Origin of the sequence: Flavobacterium rhamnosi (assembly GCF_048286515.1) — a bacterium.
Taxonomy (GTDB): Bacteria; Bacteroidota; Bacteroidia; order Flavobacteriales; family Flavobacteriaceae; genus Flavobacterium.
This window is the reverse complement of sequence record NZ_JBLVPS010000017.1, coordinates 39,820-56,369: the sequence shown is the minus strand read 5'-3', so window position 1 is coordinate 56,369 and position 16,550 is coordinate 39,820. Positions and strand designations below refer to the sequence as shown.

Annotated in this window: 14 protein-coding genes and 1 tRNA gene; 13 read left to right on the top strand and 2 right to left on the bottom strand. The window is 35.4% G+C overall.

Annotated features, from left to right (window positions below):
- Nucleotides 1-72 precede the first annotated feature (72 nt).
- The 6 genes from ACNQGN_RS13585 to ACNQGN_RS13560 all read left to right on the top strand — a co-directional run bounded on the left by ACNQGN_RS13585 (nucleotide 73) and on the right by ACNQGN_RS13560 (nucleotide 9,083).
- A complete protein-coding gene (locus tag ACNQGN_RS13585; RefSeq protein ID WP_417988367.1) occupies nucleotides 73-2,376 on the top strand; it encodes a glycoside hydrolase family 65 protein in 2,304 nt (767 codons plus the stop codon).
- Between the two features lie 293 nt (nucleotides 2,377-2,669).
- Entirely contained in the window at nucleotides 2,670-4,475 is a 1,806-nt protein-coding gene (locus tag ACNQGN_RS13580) for a glycoside hydrolase family 13 protein (protein ID WP_417988366.1), read from the top strand.
- Nucleotides 4,476-4,592: 117 nt separating this feature from the next.
- Nucleotides 4,593-6,263, top strand: a complete 1,671-nt coding sequence (locus ACNQGN_RS13575; protein WP_417988365.1) for an alpha-amylase family glycosyl hydrolase — start codon at nucleotides 4,593-4,595, stop codon at nucleotides 6,261-6,263.
- 77 nt (nucleotides 6,264-6,340) lie between these two features.
- Nucleotides 6,341-7,045: a glycerophosphodiester phosphodiesterase gene (locus ACNQGN_RS13570; RefSeq protein WP_417988364.1), complete on the top strand. Its 705-nt coding sequence runs from the start codon at nucleotides 6,341-6,343 to the stop codon at nucleotides 7,043-7,045.
- A complete protein-coding gene (locus ACNQGN_RS13565; RefSeq protein ID WP_417988363.1) occupies nucleotides 7,042-8,250 on the top strand; it encodes a BaiN/RdsA family NAD(P)/FAD-dependent oxidoreductase in 1,209 nt (402 codons plus the stop codon). The genes ACNQGN_RS13570 and ACNQGN_RS13565 overlap by 4 nt, the downstream gene beginning before the upstream one ends.
- A 98-nt stretch (nucleotides 8,251-8,348) precedes the next feature.
- Nucleotides 8,349-9,083, top strand: a complete 735-nt coding sequence (locus tag ACNQGN_RS13560) for a peptidase associated/transthyretin-like domain-containing protein (protein ID WP_417988362.1) — start codon at nucleotides 8,349-8,351, stop codon at nucleotides 9,081-9,083.
- 8 nt (nucleotides 9,084-9,091) lie between these two features.
- On the opposite strand, the gene ACNQGN_RS13555 is transcribed toward ACNQGN_RS13560, so the two are convergent.
- Nucleotides 9,092-9,568, bottom strand: a complete 477-nt coding sequence (locus ACNQGN_RS13555) for a TspO/MBR family protein (RefSeq protein ID WP_417988361.1) — start codon at nucleotides 9,566-9,568, stop codon at nucleotides 9,092-9,094.
- 111 nt (nucleotides 9,569-9,679) lie between these two features.
- Here ACNQGN_RS13555 and ACNQGN_RS13550 point away from each other — a divergent pair, with 111 nt between their 5' ends.
- The 6 genes from ACNQGN_RS13550 to ACNQGN_RS13525 all read left to right on the top strand — a co-directional run bounded on the left by ACNQGN_RS13550 (nucleotide 9,680) and on the right by ACNQGN_RS13525 (nucleotide 14,623).
- Nucleotides 9,680-10,762 (top strand): diphosphomevalonate decarboxylase, encoded by a 1,083-nt coding sequence (locus ACNQGN_RS13550; RefSeq protein WP_417988360.1) that lies wholly within the window; start codon nucleotides 9,680-9,682, stop codon nucleotides 10,760-10,762.
- A gap of 41 nt (nucleotides 10,763-10,803) precedes the next feature.
- Entirely contained in the window at nucleotides 10,804-10,998 is a 195-nt protein-coding gene (locus tag ACNQGN_RS13545; protein ID WP_416854301.1) for a hypothetical protein, read from the top strand.
- A gap of 59 nt (nucleotides 10,999-11,057) precedes the next feature.
- Nucleotides 11,058-11,996: a mevalonate kinase family protein gene (locus ACNQGN_RS13540; protein ID WP_417988359.1), complete on the top strand. Its 939-nt coding sequence runs from the start codon at nucleotides 11,058-11,060 to the stop codon at nucleotides 11,994-11,996.
- Between the two features lie 39 nt (nucleotides 11,997-12,035).
- A complete protein-coding gene (locus tag ACNQGN_RS13535) occupies nucleotides 12,036-12,992 on the top strand; it encodes a geranylgeranylglycerol-phosphate geranylgeranyltransferase (protein WP_417988358.1) in 957 nt (318 codons plus the stop codon).
- Between the two features lie 273 nt (nucleotides 12,993-13,265).
- Nucleotides 13,266-14,174, top strand: a complete 909-nt coding sequence (locus ACNQGN_RS13530; protein ID WP_417988357.1) for a pseudouridine synthase — start codon at nucleotides 13,266-13,268, stop codon at nucleotides 14,172-14,174.
- 86 nt (nucleotides 14,175-14,260) lie between these two features.
- Nucleotides 14,261-14,623, top strand: coding sequence for a nuclear transport factor 2 family protein (locus ACNQGN_RS13525; RefSeq protein WP_417988356.1), 363 nt, complete (start codon nucleotides 14,261-14,263; stop codon nucleotides 14,621-14,623).
- A 102-nt stretch (nucleotides 14,624-14,725) separates the two neighbouring features.
- On the opposite strand, the gene ACNQGN_RS13520 is transcribed toward ACNQGN_RS13525, so the two are convergent.
- Nucleotides 14,726-14,810: transfer RNA gene (locus ACNQGN_RS13520), tRNA-Leu, on the bottom strand.
- A gap of 106 nt (nucleotides 14,811-14,916) precedes the next feature.
- On the opposite strand from ACNQGN_RS13520, the gene ACNQGN_RS13515 reads away from it, so the two are divergent.
- Nucleotides 14,917-16,305 carry a dipeptidase gene (locus ACNQGN_RS13515; protein WP_417988355.1) on the top strand — a complete coding sequence of 463 codons (1,389 nt, stop codon included), beginning with the start codon at nucleotides 14,917-14,919 and terminating at the stop codon, nucleotides 16,303-16,305.
- Nucleotides 16,306-16,550: the final 245 nt, after the last annotated feature.

The window sequence follows — 16,550 nt, the reverse complement described above, 5'->3', positions numbered from 1 at the left end:
CGTTAAATTGTGGTAAAATTCCAACTATTAACTTCTTACCCTGCACTTTTTAAACTTTAAACAAAAGAAAAAATGAACCAAGATTATATAAAACCCGACAATTGGTCTGTCATAGAAGAAGGATTTGATGCAGAGCGTATAAAATCATCTGAAAGTCTTTTCAGTATTGGTAACGGAGCGATGGGACAACGTGCTAATTTTGAAGAAAGCTACACTGGAGAAACGTTCCAGGGAAGTTATATTGCAGGAATATATTATCCAGACAAAACCAAAGTGGGCTGGTGGAAAAACGGTTATCCGGAATATTTTGCCAAAGTTTTAAATGCACCAAACTGGATTGGAATTGAAATCGAAATCAACGGAGAAAAACTGAATTTGAATACCTGTTCAGAAGTCAAAAACTTCCGTCGTGAATTAAACATGAAAGAAGGTTGGTACAATCGTTCTTTTGAGGCAACTTTGAAAAACGGAACTGAAATTTCAGTGAACATCCGTCGCTTTCTATCTATTGTGCAGGATGAAGTTGGTCTTATTAATTATGAAATCACACCACTAAACAAAGACTCAAAAGTAATTTACAAACCGTATATCGATGCTGGTGTAACCAACGAAGATGCAAACTGGGAGGAAAAATTCTGGGAACCACTTGACGTGAAAAAATCAGGAAACGAAGCTTTTGTAACTGCCCAAACGTTCAAAACGCATTTCAAAGTAACCACTTTCATGCATAATACCATTTTGGCCAATGGTGAAAAAACAGCTATTTCTCCGGCAAATATTGATGGGACTTCAGATAGAATTCAATTTAGTTATGATGTTATAGTAGCTAAAGGCCAAAAATCATCTATCCAAAAAATTGGTGGTTATACTGTTTCGCTGAATCATGAAAACACAATAACCGCTGCTGAAAAAGCAATCCATGCTGCACTAGCAATAGGCTACAACCAAATGTTGCAAGACCAAATTGACGCCTGGGCAAAAATCTGGGAAATGTCGGACATTACTATTGACGGCGATATCAAGGCTCAACAAGGAATTCGTTTTAATATTTTTCAATTAAACCAAACGTATTTGGGAAAAGATTCCCGTTTGAATATTGGACCAAAAGGATTTACCGGTGAGAAATACGGCGGATCAACGTATTGGGATACCGAAGCGTATTGTATTCCGTTTTACATGGCGACCAAAGATCAGGAAGTGGCCCGCAATCTATTGACCTACCGCTACAATCAACTGGACAAAGCCATTGAAAATGCAGCCAAACTAGGATTTACAAACGGTGCTGCTTTGTATCCAATGGTAACAATGAACGGAGAAGAATGCCATAATGAATGGGAAATTACCTTTGAAGAAATTCATAGAAACGGCGCCATAGCCTTTGCCATCTATAACTTTTACAGATATACAGGTGACTACAGCTATATTCCCGAAAAAGGATTAGAAGTATTAATAGGTATTGCTCGTTTTTGGCATCAAAGAGCCAATTTTTCAACTAATTTAAACCAGTATGTAATTCTCGGTGTTACTGGTCCAAATGAATATGAAAACAACGTAAACAACAATTTCTACACCAATTATATCGCTAAATGGTGCCTGGAATATACCTACGAGCAAATTCAAAAAGTATCTTTAGAATACCCTTCAGATCACAAAAGAATTAGTGAAAAAGTAAAAATTTCTGATGCAGAATTACAATCCTGGAAAAAAGTTTCGGATAACATGTACTTCCCTTTTTCCGAAGAACACAATGTGTATTTACAACAAGATGGTTTCCTAGACAAGGAATTAGTACGAGTAGCCGACTTAGATAAAAGCCAAAGACCAATTAACCAAAAATGGTCTTGGGACAGAATTTTACGCTCCCCTTATATCAAACAGGCAGATGTGCTGCAATGTTTCTATTTCTTTGAAGATCATTTTTCAAAAGAAGAACTTAAAAACAACTTTGAATTTTACGAATCCTTTACGGTTCACGAAAGCTCACTTTCGCCTTGCGTGCATTCGATTCAAGCTGCTGTACTAGACAAAATCGATATGGCGTATACATTCTATTTGAGAACTTCTCGTTTAGACCTGGATGACTATAATAAAGAAGTTGAAGAAGGTTGTCATATTACTTCGATGGCCGGAACCTGGATGAGTATCGTAGAAGGTTTTGGCGGAATGAGAATTAAAGAAGACAAACTTCATTTTTCTCCAAAAATTCCAAAAGAATGGAACGGCTATTCCTTTAAAATAAATTTTAGAAATCAAATTTTAAAAGTTGCCATTACTCATAACGAAACAACATTCTCAGTAGATGGCAACAAACCATTAGCAATAGTAATGAATGGTAAGGATATAATAGTTCCTGCCGACAACTTAGTTACTGTTTAAAAATTAATTGTTAGAACTTGTAGTTAATTCTATCATTTGATCCTAAGCCTTGCTCGGCTTGCTAACAATCCCAATATTTATTGGGATTGTTTTAATTGACAACAGTTCTTAAACCTAAATTTCCTGTTTTCAAATTAGTAAAATCACCACTTTATTTTAAGCCATATCGCGCTTGCCTTACTGTTCCTGAAAAATTTAATGTTAATAAAATGTATTTCATAATGAATAAAATTATTCCTTTACCGTTCATAAATAAGCGCTTTCTAAAAAAAATAACCTTATTCCTTTTTTTTATGTCTTTAACTTTAAACGCTCAAATTGATCGGATTGAACCCCCTTTTTGGTATGCAGGCATGAAAAATCCCGAATTGCAAATCTTGTTTTACGCAAAAGACATTGCACGGTATCAAGTATCAGTATCAAATGGGATAAAAATCACCAATGTTAAGAGAACAGAAAATCCTAATTACATTTTTGTTACTATTGACACCAAAAAGGTCTTAGCGACTGACCTTGTTTTTACTTTCAAAAACAACAATAAGGAGACGTTCACACAAAACTACAGCCTAAAGAAAAGAAGAGAAAATTCAGCACAACGCAAAAGTTTCGATTCATCAGACATGATGTATTTACTGATGCCGGACCGCTTTGCAAATGGAAACAGGAATAATGACAGCGGTGAAATTACCACAGAAAAATACAATCGTGAATTACCCGGAGGAAGACATGGTGGCGACATTGAAGGAATTATAAAAAACTTGGATTACATTTCCTCACTCGGGGCCACAACCATTTGGAGCACCCCTCTTTGCGAAGATAATGACGCTGCTTATTCCTATCACACCTATGGTCAATCTGATGTCTATAAAATAGATCCGCGTTATGGAACCAATGAAGATTATGTCCGATTGGCTTCAGAAATGCATAAAAGAGACATGAAATTAGTGATGGATTATGTGACCAATCATTGGGGAATCGAACATTGGATGATTAAAGATTTACCGACTCGTGATTGGATAAACCAATTTGAAAGCTATACACAAACCAATCATAAGAGAACCGTTATACATGACACTAACGCCTCTAAAATTGACACTGAAACCTGCCTAAATGGTTGGTTTGTACCGTCAATGCCTGATTTAAACCTAACCAATCCTTTAGCGTTAACCTACCTTGTTCAAAATGCAATTTGGTGGATTGAATACGCTGATTTGGATGGCTTTAGAGTTGACACTTATAATTATTCGGATCCACAAGGAATTGCAAAATGGACTAAATCCGTAACCGACGAATACCCTAATTTTAATATAGTAGGTGAAGTTTGGATGCACAGCCAGGCACAAATGGCATATTGGCAAAAGGACAGTCCAATAGGCAAAATACAAAACTACAACTCCTATTTACCAAGTGTGATGGATTTTACATTACACGAGGCAACCAGCAAAGCTTTTAATGAAGATGAAGCGTCCTGGGACAAAGGAATTATAAAGCTATACGACAATTTTACGAATGACTTTCTCTACCCAAACATCAACAACCTGTTGGTTTTTGTTGAAAATCATGACACCAGTCGTTTTAATGAAATATACCAATATGACATTAGAAAATACAAAATGGCTATGGCTTTAATAGCAACAATTCGTGGAATCCCCCAGTTGTACTATGGCTCTGAAATTGGTATGGCAGGAGATAAAAACAAAGGTGATGCGGATATTCGTCAAGATTTTCCAGGCGGTTGGGAAGGCGATCAAAATAACGCTTTTACCAAAGAAGGAAGAACTCCGGGACAAAATGACTATTTTGATTATACTTCTAAATTATTTAATTGGAGAAAAACAAAATCAGTTATTCATTCGGGGAAGATGACCCATTACATCCCGGAGAAAAATGTATATGTTTATTTCAGATACAATACCGATGAAAGTGTGATGATTCTGATAAACAACAGCAATGAAACCCATGCTATGAACACACACCGTTTTAAAGAAAACATTAAAGATTTCAAAACAGGGAAAGATGTAATTTCAGAATTAACATTTGATATTACAAACGAAATAATAATTGAGCCAAAATCTATTTTGATTTTAGAATTGAAATAATAATTTCATAACGATTCATCAAGAGCTCGAAGTTTTAAAGAACGATACAGATCTTCATGAAGCACTGCGCGTCCTTTTCAAACTCCATGAAATAAAAAAATCATTAATTTTCAAAAAATGACAAAACATTTAATCCCATTTTTACTGCTAAGTATGACTATTATAACGGGTTGCTCCAGTACAAAAACGGTTTCCAAGGGCAACATTAACACAGACAAAACCCCTTTCTTTTGGGAAGCAGCCACTGTGTATTTTCTATTGACTGATCGTTTTAATAATGGCGAAACTTCAAATGACAATACCTTAAACCGAACAAAAACAACGGGAAAACTTCGTGGTTTTGAAGGTGGTGATATCAAAGGAATTTCGAAGAAAATTGACGAAGGCTATTTTACTAAATTGGGAATCAATGCGATTTGGTTTACACCCATAGTGGAGCAAATCAGAGATGGTGTAGACGAAGGAACCGGTTTGAGCTATGGATTTCATGGGTATTGGGCTAGAGACTGGACAAACCTGGATCCTAATTTCGGAACCAAAAAAGATTTAGAGGCACTAGTTCAGAAAGCACATTCGCATGGAATCCGCATCATTCTTGATGGCGTGATCAATCATACCGGACCAGTAACCCCTGAAGATACCGTTTGGCCAAATGAGTGGGTAAGAACAGGTCCAAATTGCGATTATAAATCTTTCGAAAATACAACTGCCTGCACCTTAGTTTCTAATCTTCCCGATGTAAAAACAGAAAGCAATCAAAACGTAACATTACCCCCTTTTTTAATCGAAAAATGGAAAAAAGAAGGACGCTACGAGCAAGAAATCAAAGAATTGGATGCGTTTTTTACCCGTACCGGCTATCCCAGAGCGCCAAAATATTACATAATCAAATGGTTGACAGATTATATCGCTGACTACGGCATTGACGGCTATAGAGGTGATACTGTAAAACATACCGACGAAACCGTTTGGGCTGATTTCAAAACACAATGCAATTATGCTTTTGAAACTTGGAAGAAAAAAAATCCGACAAAAGTTTTAGACAACAATCCTTTTTACACCATTGCCGAAGTATACAATTACGGCATCAGTGGTGGACAAGACTTTGATTTTGGAGACAAGAAAGTAAACTATTTCAAAAATGGATTCGACAACATGATCAATTTTGAATTCAAATGGGATGCTCAAAAAAATTATGAATTTATATTCTCCAAATATTCTACTAAGCTGAATAATGAATTGAAAGGCTATAGTGTCTTGAACTATTTATCTTCACACGATGACGGCGCACCATTTGATGCCAAACGCACTAAAAGTATAGAAAGCGGAACAAAATTATTGTTGAGTCCCGGACTTGCTCAAGTGTATTATGGTGATGAAATCGCACGTTCATTAGTAGTTGAAGGTACTCAAGGGGATGCGACATTGCGCTCAACTATGAATTGGGATGCTATTCATTCAAATCCTGAAACACAAAAAATACTGTTACATTGGCAAAAACTAGGTCAATTTAGAAAAAACCATCCATCTGTTGGAGCAGGAATCCACAAGCAGGTTTCGGCTGAGCCCTATGCCTTTTCCAGAACTTTTTCTAAAGGAATATATTCGGATTCAATAGTCGTTGGATTGGATTTACCGATTGGCAAAAAAGAACTTACAGTAAGTTCCATTTTCGCAAACGGCATACCGTTAAAGGATGCCTATTCCGGAAAAGAAACTATCGTAATCAATGGAAAAGTGACAATCGATTCCGAATTTGACATTGTTTTATTGGAATTAAAAAAATAAATTAAAATAATTTCATCAAAACGCCTTTAGAAATGAAGGCGTTTTTTTTATGTTTACCTTTACCAAAAATAAATAAGATGCTCAAAATTGGACACCGTGGTCTAAAAGGTTATGCACCTGAAAACACCTTAGTGTCTTTCCAAAAGGCATTAGAAATGCAAGTAGACGGTATTGAACTCGATGTGCATTTAAGTGCCGATGGAGAATTAATGGTTATCCATGACGCAACTATTGACAGAACAACCAATGGAACAGGTTTTGTAAATAAACTATCTTTGCGCGAATTGAAGGCTTTTCGAATAAGTGGAGCAACCGATGCGAGGCTTTTAGAGGAGCAGGCGCAGCAAATTCCAACGCTAAGCGAAGTATTTGATTTGGTAAACCAGGACAGTTTTATCAACATTGAGCTCAAAAGCTACGAAACGGCAGAGAAAGTAGTTTCACTCATTGAAAAGTACACAAAAAAAGGATGGAAATACGACCGTTTTTTGATTTCAAGTTTCGACTGGAACGCGCTGCAGCAGGTGGCATTTTTGAATGATAAAATTCCAATTGGCGTTTTAACAGAATCAAATTTAGATTTGGCTTTGGCTTTCGCTAAATTTATCCAGGCAAAATCCATTCATCCGCATTTTCATTTATTAACAAAGGAAAACACGGCACAAATGCAAAAAAAAGGATTGCAGGTTTTTCCCTGGACTATCAATGAATCAGAAGACATTCAAAAAATAAAAGCATTCAACGTAACCGGAATCATTACTGATTTCCCAAATAGAATATGAACCAGAATTTTGACATAATAATAGTAGGCGGAGGCGCAGCAGGTTTTTTTACAGCAATTAATATTGTTGAGAAAAATCCAAACCTAAAAGTAGCCATTCTTGAACGCGGTGCAGAAGTGCTTAATAAAGTTCGCATTTCTGGTGGCGGAAGATGCAATGTGACGCATGCTTGTTTTGAACCGAATGAATTGGTCAAATTCTATCCACGGGGCGAAAAAGAATTACGAGGTCCGTTTCATCAGTTTTGCTCCGGAGACACAATTGAATGGTTTGAGAAACATGGCGTAGCATTAAAAATTGAAGCTGACGGACGTATGTTTCCCGTTTCTAATTCCTCCCAAACAATTATCGATTGTTTTCTCAAAGCCACACAAAAACTGGGAATCGCAGTGCTTACCGGACAAAGTGTACAGTCCATTTTTAAAAAGGATACACTATGGAAAATAGAAACACAAAGTGAAAATTATCTTGCAGAAAAACTAATTCTGGCCACAGGGAGTAATCCTAAAGTATGGGAAATGCTACAGACTTTTGGACATGCAGTTGTTAGTCCTGTTCCTTCCCTATTCACTTTCAACATCAAAGATGCCCGAATAAAGGAATTACCTGGTGTCTCAGCTCAGGCAACTGTAAAAGTAAAAGACACCAAACTTACGGCAACCGGACCTTTGTTAATCACCCACTGGGGAATGAGCGGTCCGGCTATTTTGAAACTCTCCGCTTGGGGAGCCAGAATCTTGCATGACAAAAATTATCAGTTTACAATTTTTGTGAATTGGCTCAATGACGCAGACAAAGAAGATGTAACGAAAAAGCTAAAAGAATTAAAACAAGAACATGCCAAAAAATCAGTTTCTAAAAAATCCCCTTTCGAATTAACCAATAGATTATGGGAAAGTTTAGTACTCGCTTCAGGAATTGAATCAGAAACTAAATGGGCCGATTTGTCTAAAATACAATTGCAAAATTTAGCAAATCAGTTGACGAATGGCACTTTCCAAGTCAACGGGAAAAGCACTTTCAAGGAAGAATTTGTGACTGCGGGTGGAATCGATTTAAAGGAAATTAACTTCAAAACCATGGAAAGTAAGTTACACGAAAGCCTTTATTTTGCTGGAGAAATCGTCAATATTGATGCAATTACAGGTGGATTTAATTTTCAGAATGCATGGACAAGCGGATTTATTCTTGCGAATAATCTATAATTAAATTCTTCCAAAATTTAATTAACAAGACTTTACAGCTTTTCTAAGTTTTCCTTAAGACAAATCTAATAACTTTACTTTTAGCTTATTAGATTTGTATGAAAATAAAATTACTCACCGCTCTACTCCTATTTACTTGCCAAATAGGTTTCTCTCAAGCCGAAAAAACAATAAAAGGAAAAGTCTTATTTGAAAACAGTATCGTTCCTGATGTGGAAGTCACAAATGCAAATTCCAAAACAAAGACAGTTTCAGATGCCAATGGTAATTTTTCTATTGTAGTTAAAGCAAAAGATTTGCTTGTATTTGTTTCTAAAAACTATGAACTAAAAAGAGTTTTATTAGAAAAAGAGACGCTTGACAAAGCTATTTTCACTGTTTCTTTAAGCCTAAAACCAGAACAATTAAAAGAAGTTGTAGTTACAAAAATGCCTTCCATTAAATTAAGCACAGATAAAGCTTATGAACAAGGAAAGCTTGATAAATTAGCTATAAAGAAAGCTGTAAAAACTCTAAAAAACCCTGAAGTTTATCAAGGAACTATTGAAAATGGAATGGATTTTATGCGAATTGGCAAAATGATTTTAGGACTATTTAAAAAAGAAGAAGAAGTCCCAGAAAACAGGCCAGAAATTCAATTTAAAGAATTAGCAAAAAGCACCTGTGATGAAAAATTTTATCTTCAAACTTTAAAATTAAAACCCGACCAAATAGACCTTTTTCTCGAATTTTGTGATGCCGATCCAAAATCAAAAAAAATAGGAGAAAGCGACAACGTATTAAGTGTAATGGATTTTTTGTTCACGAAAAATATTGAATTTAAAAAACTGTAAGCGCAATACTATCTGTTCAACCACCAAATACTTCCATTTAAAACAGCTGCAAAACTTACCCATGCCAAATAAGGGAGAAATAAATAGCCTGCAATTTTATTGATTTTGGCAAACTGAATATACGTTTCAAAAATCATCAGCCATAAAATAATGATTTCTAAACCGGCTAACATTGGGTTGTGCAATCCAAAAAACAAATACGACCACAATGCATTTAACGCCAGTTGTATCGCAAAGAAAAGCAACGCTTTTTTTACAGCTTCTTTTTCTGTATCTATTCGGTCCCAAACCAGTCCTGCCGCAACGCCCATCATTACATACAACATGCTCCATACAGGTGCAAAAATCCAATTGGGTGGATTAAAACTTGGTTTTATCAAAGTGGGATACCAAGTAGTAATTGCGGAACGAGTAACTATTCCAGAAAAATAACCAACAGCAAGACAGGTAACAACAACAGCTAATATTCGGGTAATTTTATTCATCTTATTTTTCTAAATATGGGTCAAATTTAATCAAAAGATTAGTACAATTCTATAAATAAACAAATCACCGTATAAACCAAAAAAAGTATCTTTGCATAAATTTGTAAGTTCATGATTTCAGTAAACGATTTTATTCCATCAAAATATACGCATTGCATTGAAAAAGGAAATTTTCAATGGAGCGCGCCCAGTAATATTGCACTTGTAAAATATTGGGGAAAAAAAGACAATCAGATTCCAGCCAATCCTTCGGTGAGTTTTACGCTGAATAATTGTAAAACGATAACTAAATTGGCCTTCGCCAAAAAACAAAATGACGGCACCTTTTCCTTCGATTTGCTTTTTGAAGGAAAACCAAAAGAAGCTTTCAAACCAAAAATTCAAGAATTCTTGCAGCGGATTGAAGTATACATGCCTTTTTTAAAAGACTACCATTTTACGGTTGACACTGAAAATACGTTTCCACACAGTTCGGGAATTGCTTCATCGGCATCAGGAATGGCAGCTTTAGCGATGAACTTAATGAGTTTAGAAAAAGGATTAAATCCAGAAATGACTGATGAGTATTTCTTTCAAAAAGCTTCTTTTTTAGCACGTTTGGGTTCAGGAAGTGCTTGCAGAAGTGTAAAAGGAAGTGTTGTGGTTTGGGGAAACCATGCAAATATCACAGGTAGTTCTGATTTATTTGGAGTGGAATTTCCAAATGCCATTCACACTAATTTCAAGAATTTTCAAGATACAATTTTATTGGTTGACAAAGGAGAAAAGCAAGTTTCCAGCACTGTTGGACATGATTTAATGCACAACCATCCTTATGCCGAAAGACGATTTGCACAAGCGCATCAAAATTTAGATCAACTGATAACTATTTTTGAAAGTGGGAATTTAGAGGAATTCATCAAAATTGTGGAAAGCGAAGCATTGACTTTACATGCGATGATGATGACCTCAATGCCTTATTTTATATTGATGAAACCGAACACTTTGCAGATCATTAATGCAATTTGGAAATTTAGAAATGAAACTAAAATTCCGATTTGTTTCACGCTGGATGCAGGGGCAAATGTTCACGTTCTATACCCTGAAAATGTAGCAGTTAGCGTTTTACAATTTATTAAGGACGAATTAGTTGGCTATTGTCAAAATGGTCAGTACATTTGTGACGAAATTGGAAATGGAGCTTTGTTGAATTAATTTGTTTTTTCGCTATCTTTATTTTTTAAAGAACTGAAATTATGGACATTCAATCAGAGAAATTAGAATTGATAAAATTATTGTTAGAAACTGACGATACAGCCATAATCGAGGCTATAAAAAACATTTTCAAAGCACAAAAAAAAGATGTCTGGAAAGAATTATCTCCGGAACAACAAGAAGAAATTAATCTTGAAATTCTAGAGGCAAATCGGGGAGACAAAGTTGATTTATAACAAATTCATTTGTTACAATATATAATTACCAACCCCAAATTGTTAATTTACAATCTAATATGAAAGGACCTTTATTTTACTCAAAAATATTACTCTTTGGAGAATACGGAATTATTCGTGACTCAAAAGGGCTATCTATTCCTTACAATTTTTACAATGGTGCACTTAAAAGAGATGAAAATCCATCTGAAGAAGCCATAAAATCAAATGGAAATTTGAGACGTTTTGTTACCTACTTGGAAACCTTACAAAATGAGCAGCCTGATTTAGTTATTTTCGATTTAGCTACGTTGAAAAATGACGTTGAAACCGGAATGTATTTTGATTCCAGTATTCCTCAGGGTTACGGTGTAGGAAGTAGCGGTGCACTTGTAGCGGCTATTTACGATAAATATGCTCAAAATAAAATTACGGTACTGGAGAATTTAACTCGTGAAAAATTATTGCAGTTAAAAAATATATTTTCTCAAATGGAGAGTTTTTTCCACGGAAAAAGTTCTGGTTTAGATCCTTTAAACAGTTATTTGAGCATTCCAATTCTTATCAATTCTAAAGATAACATTGAAGCAACCGGAATACCAACACAAAGTTTCGACGGAAAAGGCGCTGTATTCTTGTTAGATTCAGGCATTGTAGGCGAAACGGCTCCGATGGTGAATATTTTCATGGAAAACCTTAAAGACAAGGGATTCCGTGCCATGTTAAAAAATCAATTTGTAAAACATACTGATGCTTGTGTAGAAAATTTTCTTGGCGGTGACATGAAATCATTGTTCATGAACACCAAGAAATTATCAAAAGTAGTTTTGAACAACTTCAAGCCAATGATTCCAGAACAATTTCACGGAATTTGGCAGCAAGGAATCGACAGTAACGATTATTACTTGAAATTATGTGGTTCTGGCGGCGGTGGCTATATTTTAGGTTTTACCGAAGATTTAGAAAAAGCCAAAGTTTCCTTGAAGGATTATAAACTAGAAGTCGTTTATCAGTTTTAAAAACTTCAAACCCCAAACTTTAAACCTTAAACTCCCATAATGTTAAGCAGGCAGCACAAACTTCTTATAATGAAAATTGCAAGTTTGATCTCTGTAGTTAGAGGGTATAATATTCCCGTCATTATTTTGGCGCAATACCTTTCGGCAATATTCATTCTGGCTCCCGAAAAAAGAGCGCTGGATATTCTACTCGACTTCAACTTATTTATATTGGTTTTCGCATCTTCGCTTACGATTGCTTCAGGATACATCATCAATAGTTTTTATGATAGCCGAAAAGATCTAATCAATCGCCCTAACAAATCGATGCTAGATCGACTAGTGAGTCAAAAAACAAAACTGTCCGTATATTTCTCCCTCAATTTCATTGTCGCTTTAATGGCTATGTTTGTGTCGTGGCGTGTGTTTCTATTCTTTTCAGGGTATATATTTTCTATCTGGTTTTATTCCCATAAAATAAAAAAATATCCAATCATAGGAAACTTGACAGCTGCCTTACTGGCTGTTTTACCTTTCTTTGCGATCTTGTTGTATTTCTATAATCAGATTCCATTTGAAGAACTCGAAAATTACAAAAGACAGCTAGGAGTAATCTTTGCCCACGCATCCTTTTTGTTTTTATTGCTGTTGATTCGGGAAATGATAAAAGATCTAGAAAACCTTAAAGGGGATTTAGTTAATGATTACAAAACAATTCCGATTGTTTATGGCGAAGAAATCTCAAAAAAAACCATCACAGTATTGACTCTTCTAACTGTATTGCCAGTTTATGTTTTAATAGAAATTTACGATGTAGGTTATATGGATATCTACTTTTATTGCTGTCTGATTATCTTGATTTTTTTCTTGGCGTACTTGTGGAAATCAAACACAAAGTCACAATTCCTATTGCTTCATAATGTATTGAAATTCCTTATTGTTTCTGGAGTATTTTGCATTGTACTTATTAATCCCAGCGTTTTATGGCACGGTAAAAGATTGTTGTTGACGATTTAAATTATCACTTCGCTGGAATTATAAAAAAAGGGTAAAAACAATTCCATTGCATCTCTTTAAATTTCTCGATTAGGTTAGTCCCTATAGTAATGAACATCCTATTATTTTTTATAGAAAAAATAAAAGATTCAAAGAACAACAGCAAATACCTCCAAAAAACTAAACTAAAACTTATTAATTGGCTTATTAACTAGATAGTTAGCGTTTTTATAATTGGCTGTTATTGATTGTCAATTATATAAATAGTATCTTTGCACAAATTATTGGAATATTATGAATAACAAGGAAGGCAATAATAAGAAAAGTAGTCCAAGAGCTAATAGCTCTAGACCAAGTTCGAATAAGCCAAAACCTGCAATGCAGAAGCGCGCTCAAGGGCCGAAAAAAGTTAAAGTAAATACTAAAGTTGCCGATATTGCTACTGATAAAGTAGAGAAAAAACCAAATCAAGCACCAAAGAGACCGAAAGTAAAAGACGAGATTCGTTTGAATAAATACATCGCTAATTCTGGTGCGTGCTCGCGTCGTGATGCAGATATTTATATTCAATCCGGAACTGTGAAAGTAAACGGAATTCCGGTTACTGAAATGGGATACATGGTAAAACCTGGGGATGTAGTAAATTTTGACGGTTCAACTTTGACACCGGAGAAAAAAGTATACATCTTACTAAACAAACCAAAAAACTTCACGACTGCCATGGACGAAGGTCAGGAGTATCGTAACGTATTGGAATTAGTAAAAGGTTCTACAACTGCGAAAATCGGTGCTGTAGGAAGAATGGATAAGAATACAACTGGATTGTTATTGTTCACCAACGATACCGACATGATTCGTAAGTTTACTTTACCAAGTCAAAAATCATCTAAAATATACCAAGTTTCACTTGATAAAAATTTGAAATTTGAAGATTTAGAAAAAATAAACAAAGGTTTGACGCTTGATGGACACCGTGTTTTTGTAGAAGATGTAAGTTACATTGAAGGAGAAGCAAAAAGCGAAATTGGCTTGCAATTAAGATCATCTAACGTAAAGGTCGTTCGTTCTATTTTCGAACACTTCAGCTATGATGTATTGCGTATTGACAGAGTTTCGTTTGCCGGTTTAACCAAAAAGAATTTACCAAGAGGAAACTGGAGATTGCTTACAGAACAAGAAATCATCAATTTGAAGAACGTTTAATATTTCTTTGAAATTATCGAAATAAAATCCCTTTCGCATAAAGTGAAATGGGATTTTTTTAATTAAAAATTCAATCCTAATTCGTTATGACGCCAGAAAAATTACAATCAATTGCTTTTAAATGGTTTGAAACTTTCAATAACAAAGAGTTAGAAAAACTATTGTCTTTGTATGATGAAGATGCAGTACATTTTAGTCCAAAACTAAAAATTTACAAACCTGACACCAATGGTTTTGTTACCGGTAAAGAAGCACTACGAGAATGGTGGCAAGATGCCTTTGAGCGCTTACCAAGTTTAAACTACAAAGTAAAATCGCTTACTGCAAATGGAGATCGCGTTTTTATGGAGTATATTCGAACAGTGAACGGAGAAGAGGACATGCTTATCGCAGAAGTATTGGACATAAAGGAAAATAAGATAATCGCTTCCCGAGTGTATCACGGATAAAAACCGACTTTGAATAAAAAACAAATCCCATTAGCTAATGGGATTTGTTTTTTCTAACAATCTCGTATTTAAATAAAAAAGCTTCTCGATTGAGAAGCTTTTTGGTGCGGATAATAGGACTCGAACCTACACGCCTTGCGGCACCAGATCCTAAGTCTGGCATGTCTACCAATTTCACCATATCCGCTCAATTGTGGGTGCAAAGATAAACATAACTTCCAATTTTCAAAGTAAATTTCACAAAAAATATTCATACTCTTTTTTGTACTTTTGAAATATAAACAAAATCAACAATGGAAAATATAAAATCATACGTTCAACAGCATAAAGATCGTTTCATAAACGAATTAATTGAATTATTAAAAATCCCATCCGTAAGCGCCGACACTGCTTATTCTCAAGATGTTATAGACACTTCCGAAGCAGTAAAAGTAAGCTTAGAAAAAGCAGGTTGTGATTTTGTTGAGATTTGTGATACGCCAGGTTATCCAATTGTTTACGGTGAAAAAATTATTGATAAATCGCTACCAACAGTTTTGGTTTACGGCCATTATGATGTCCAACCACCAGATCCATTGGAATTATGGACCTCACCCCCATTTGAGCCGGTAATCAAAAAAACTGAAATTCATCCTGAAGGAGCTATTTTTGCTCGGGGATCCTGTGACGACAAAGGTCAAATGTACATGCACGTAAAAGCATTGGAATACATGGTCCAGTCGAATACTTTGCCTTGCAACGTAAAATTTATGATTGAAGGCGAGGAAGAAATTGGTTCCAAAAGTTTAAGTTGGTTCGTGGAACGCAATCAGGAAAAACTAAAAAACGATGTTATTTTAATTTCTGACACCGGAATGATTTCTAATCAACAACCTTCCATTACCACTGGATTACGCGGATTAAGCTATGTAGAAGTTGAAGTCACAGGTCCTAATCGTGATTTGCATTCCGGATTGTACGGTGGCGCAGTAGCCAATCCGATCAACGTCTTAGCAAAAATGATTGCTTCCCTTCATGACGACGACAATCATATTACCATTCCAGGCTTTTATGATAAAGTCCAGGAATTATCTCCCGAAGAAAGAGCAGAAATGGCCAAAGCGCCTTTCAACTTAGAAAATTATAAAAAAGCTTTAGATTTAAATGATGTTTATGGCGAAAAAGGCTATGTAACCAACGAAAGAAATTCGATTCGCCCTACATTAGACGTCAATGGAATCTGGGGCGGTTACACTGGAGAAGGTGCAAAAACCGTAATTGCAAGTAAGGCTTTCGCCAAAATCTCCATGCGATTAGTTCCCAACCAAGACTGGGAAGAGATCACCGAACTTTTCACCAAGCACTTCATCAGCATTGCTCCAGCAGGCGTTACGGTAAAAGTAAAGCCGCATCATGGCGGACAAGGCTATGTGACACCAATAGACAGTATCGGATACAAGGCCGCTAATATGGCATATACCGAGACTTTTGGCGTTCCTGCAATTCCTGTGCGTTCGGGAGGAAGTATTCCAATTGTAGCCTTATTTGAGAAAGAACTGAAAAGCAAAACCATCCTTATGGGGTTTGGTCTGGACAGCGATGCCATTCACTCGCCAAATGAACATTTTGGCATATTCAATTATTTAAAAGGAATTGAAACCATTCCATTGTTTTATAAATATTTTGTGGAGTTAAGCAAATAAAAACGTTTTGACAAATCAAGTTCAGCTCAGACTCTTTCTTAAACAAATACAAGCAGTACTCGATTTGAAATCGTACTTCAAACTAGAATCCGTTCAAACATGAGCGGATTTTTTTTTGGTGTTTCCCCCTAAAACAAGAAGGCAATCATTCCAGTTATACTCTTTCTGTTTAAAAAAAACAAAACAAAAGGATTTCCACTTCATCATTAACGCAAGATTACGGCAACCAAAATATTTTGCTTAAA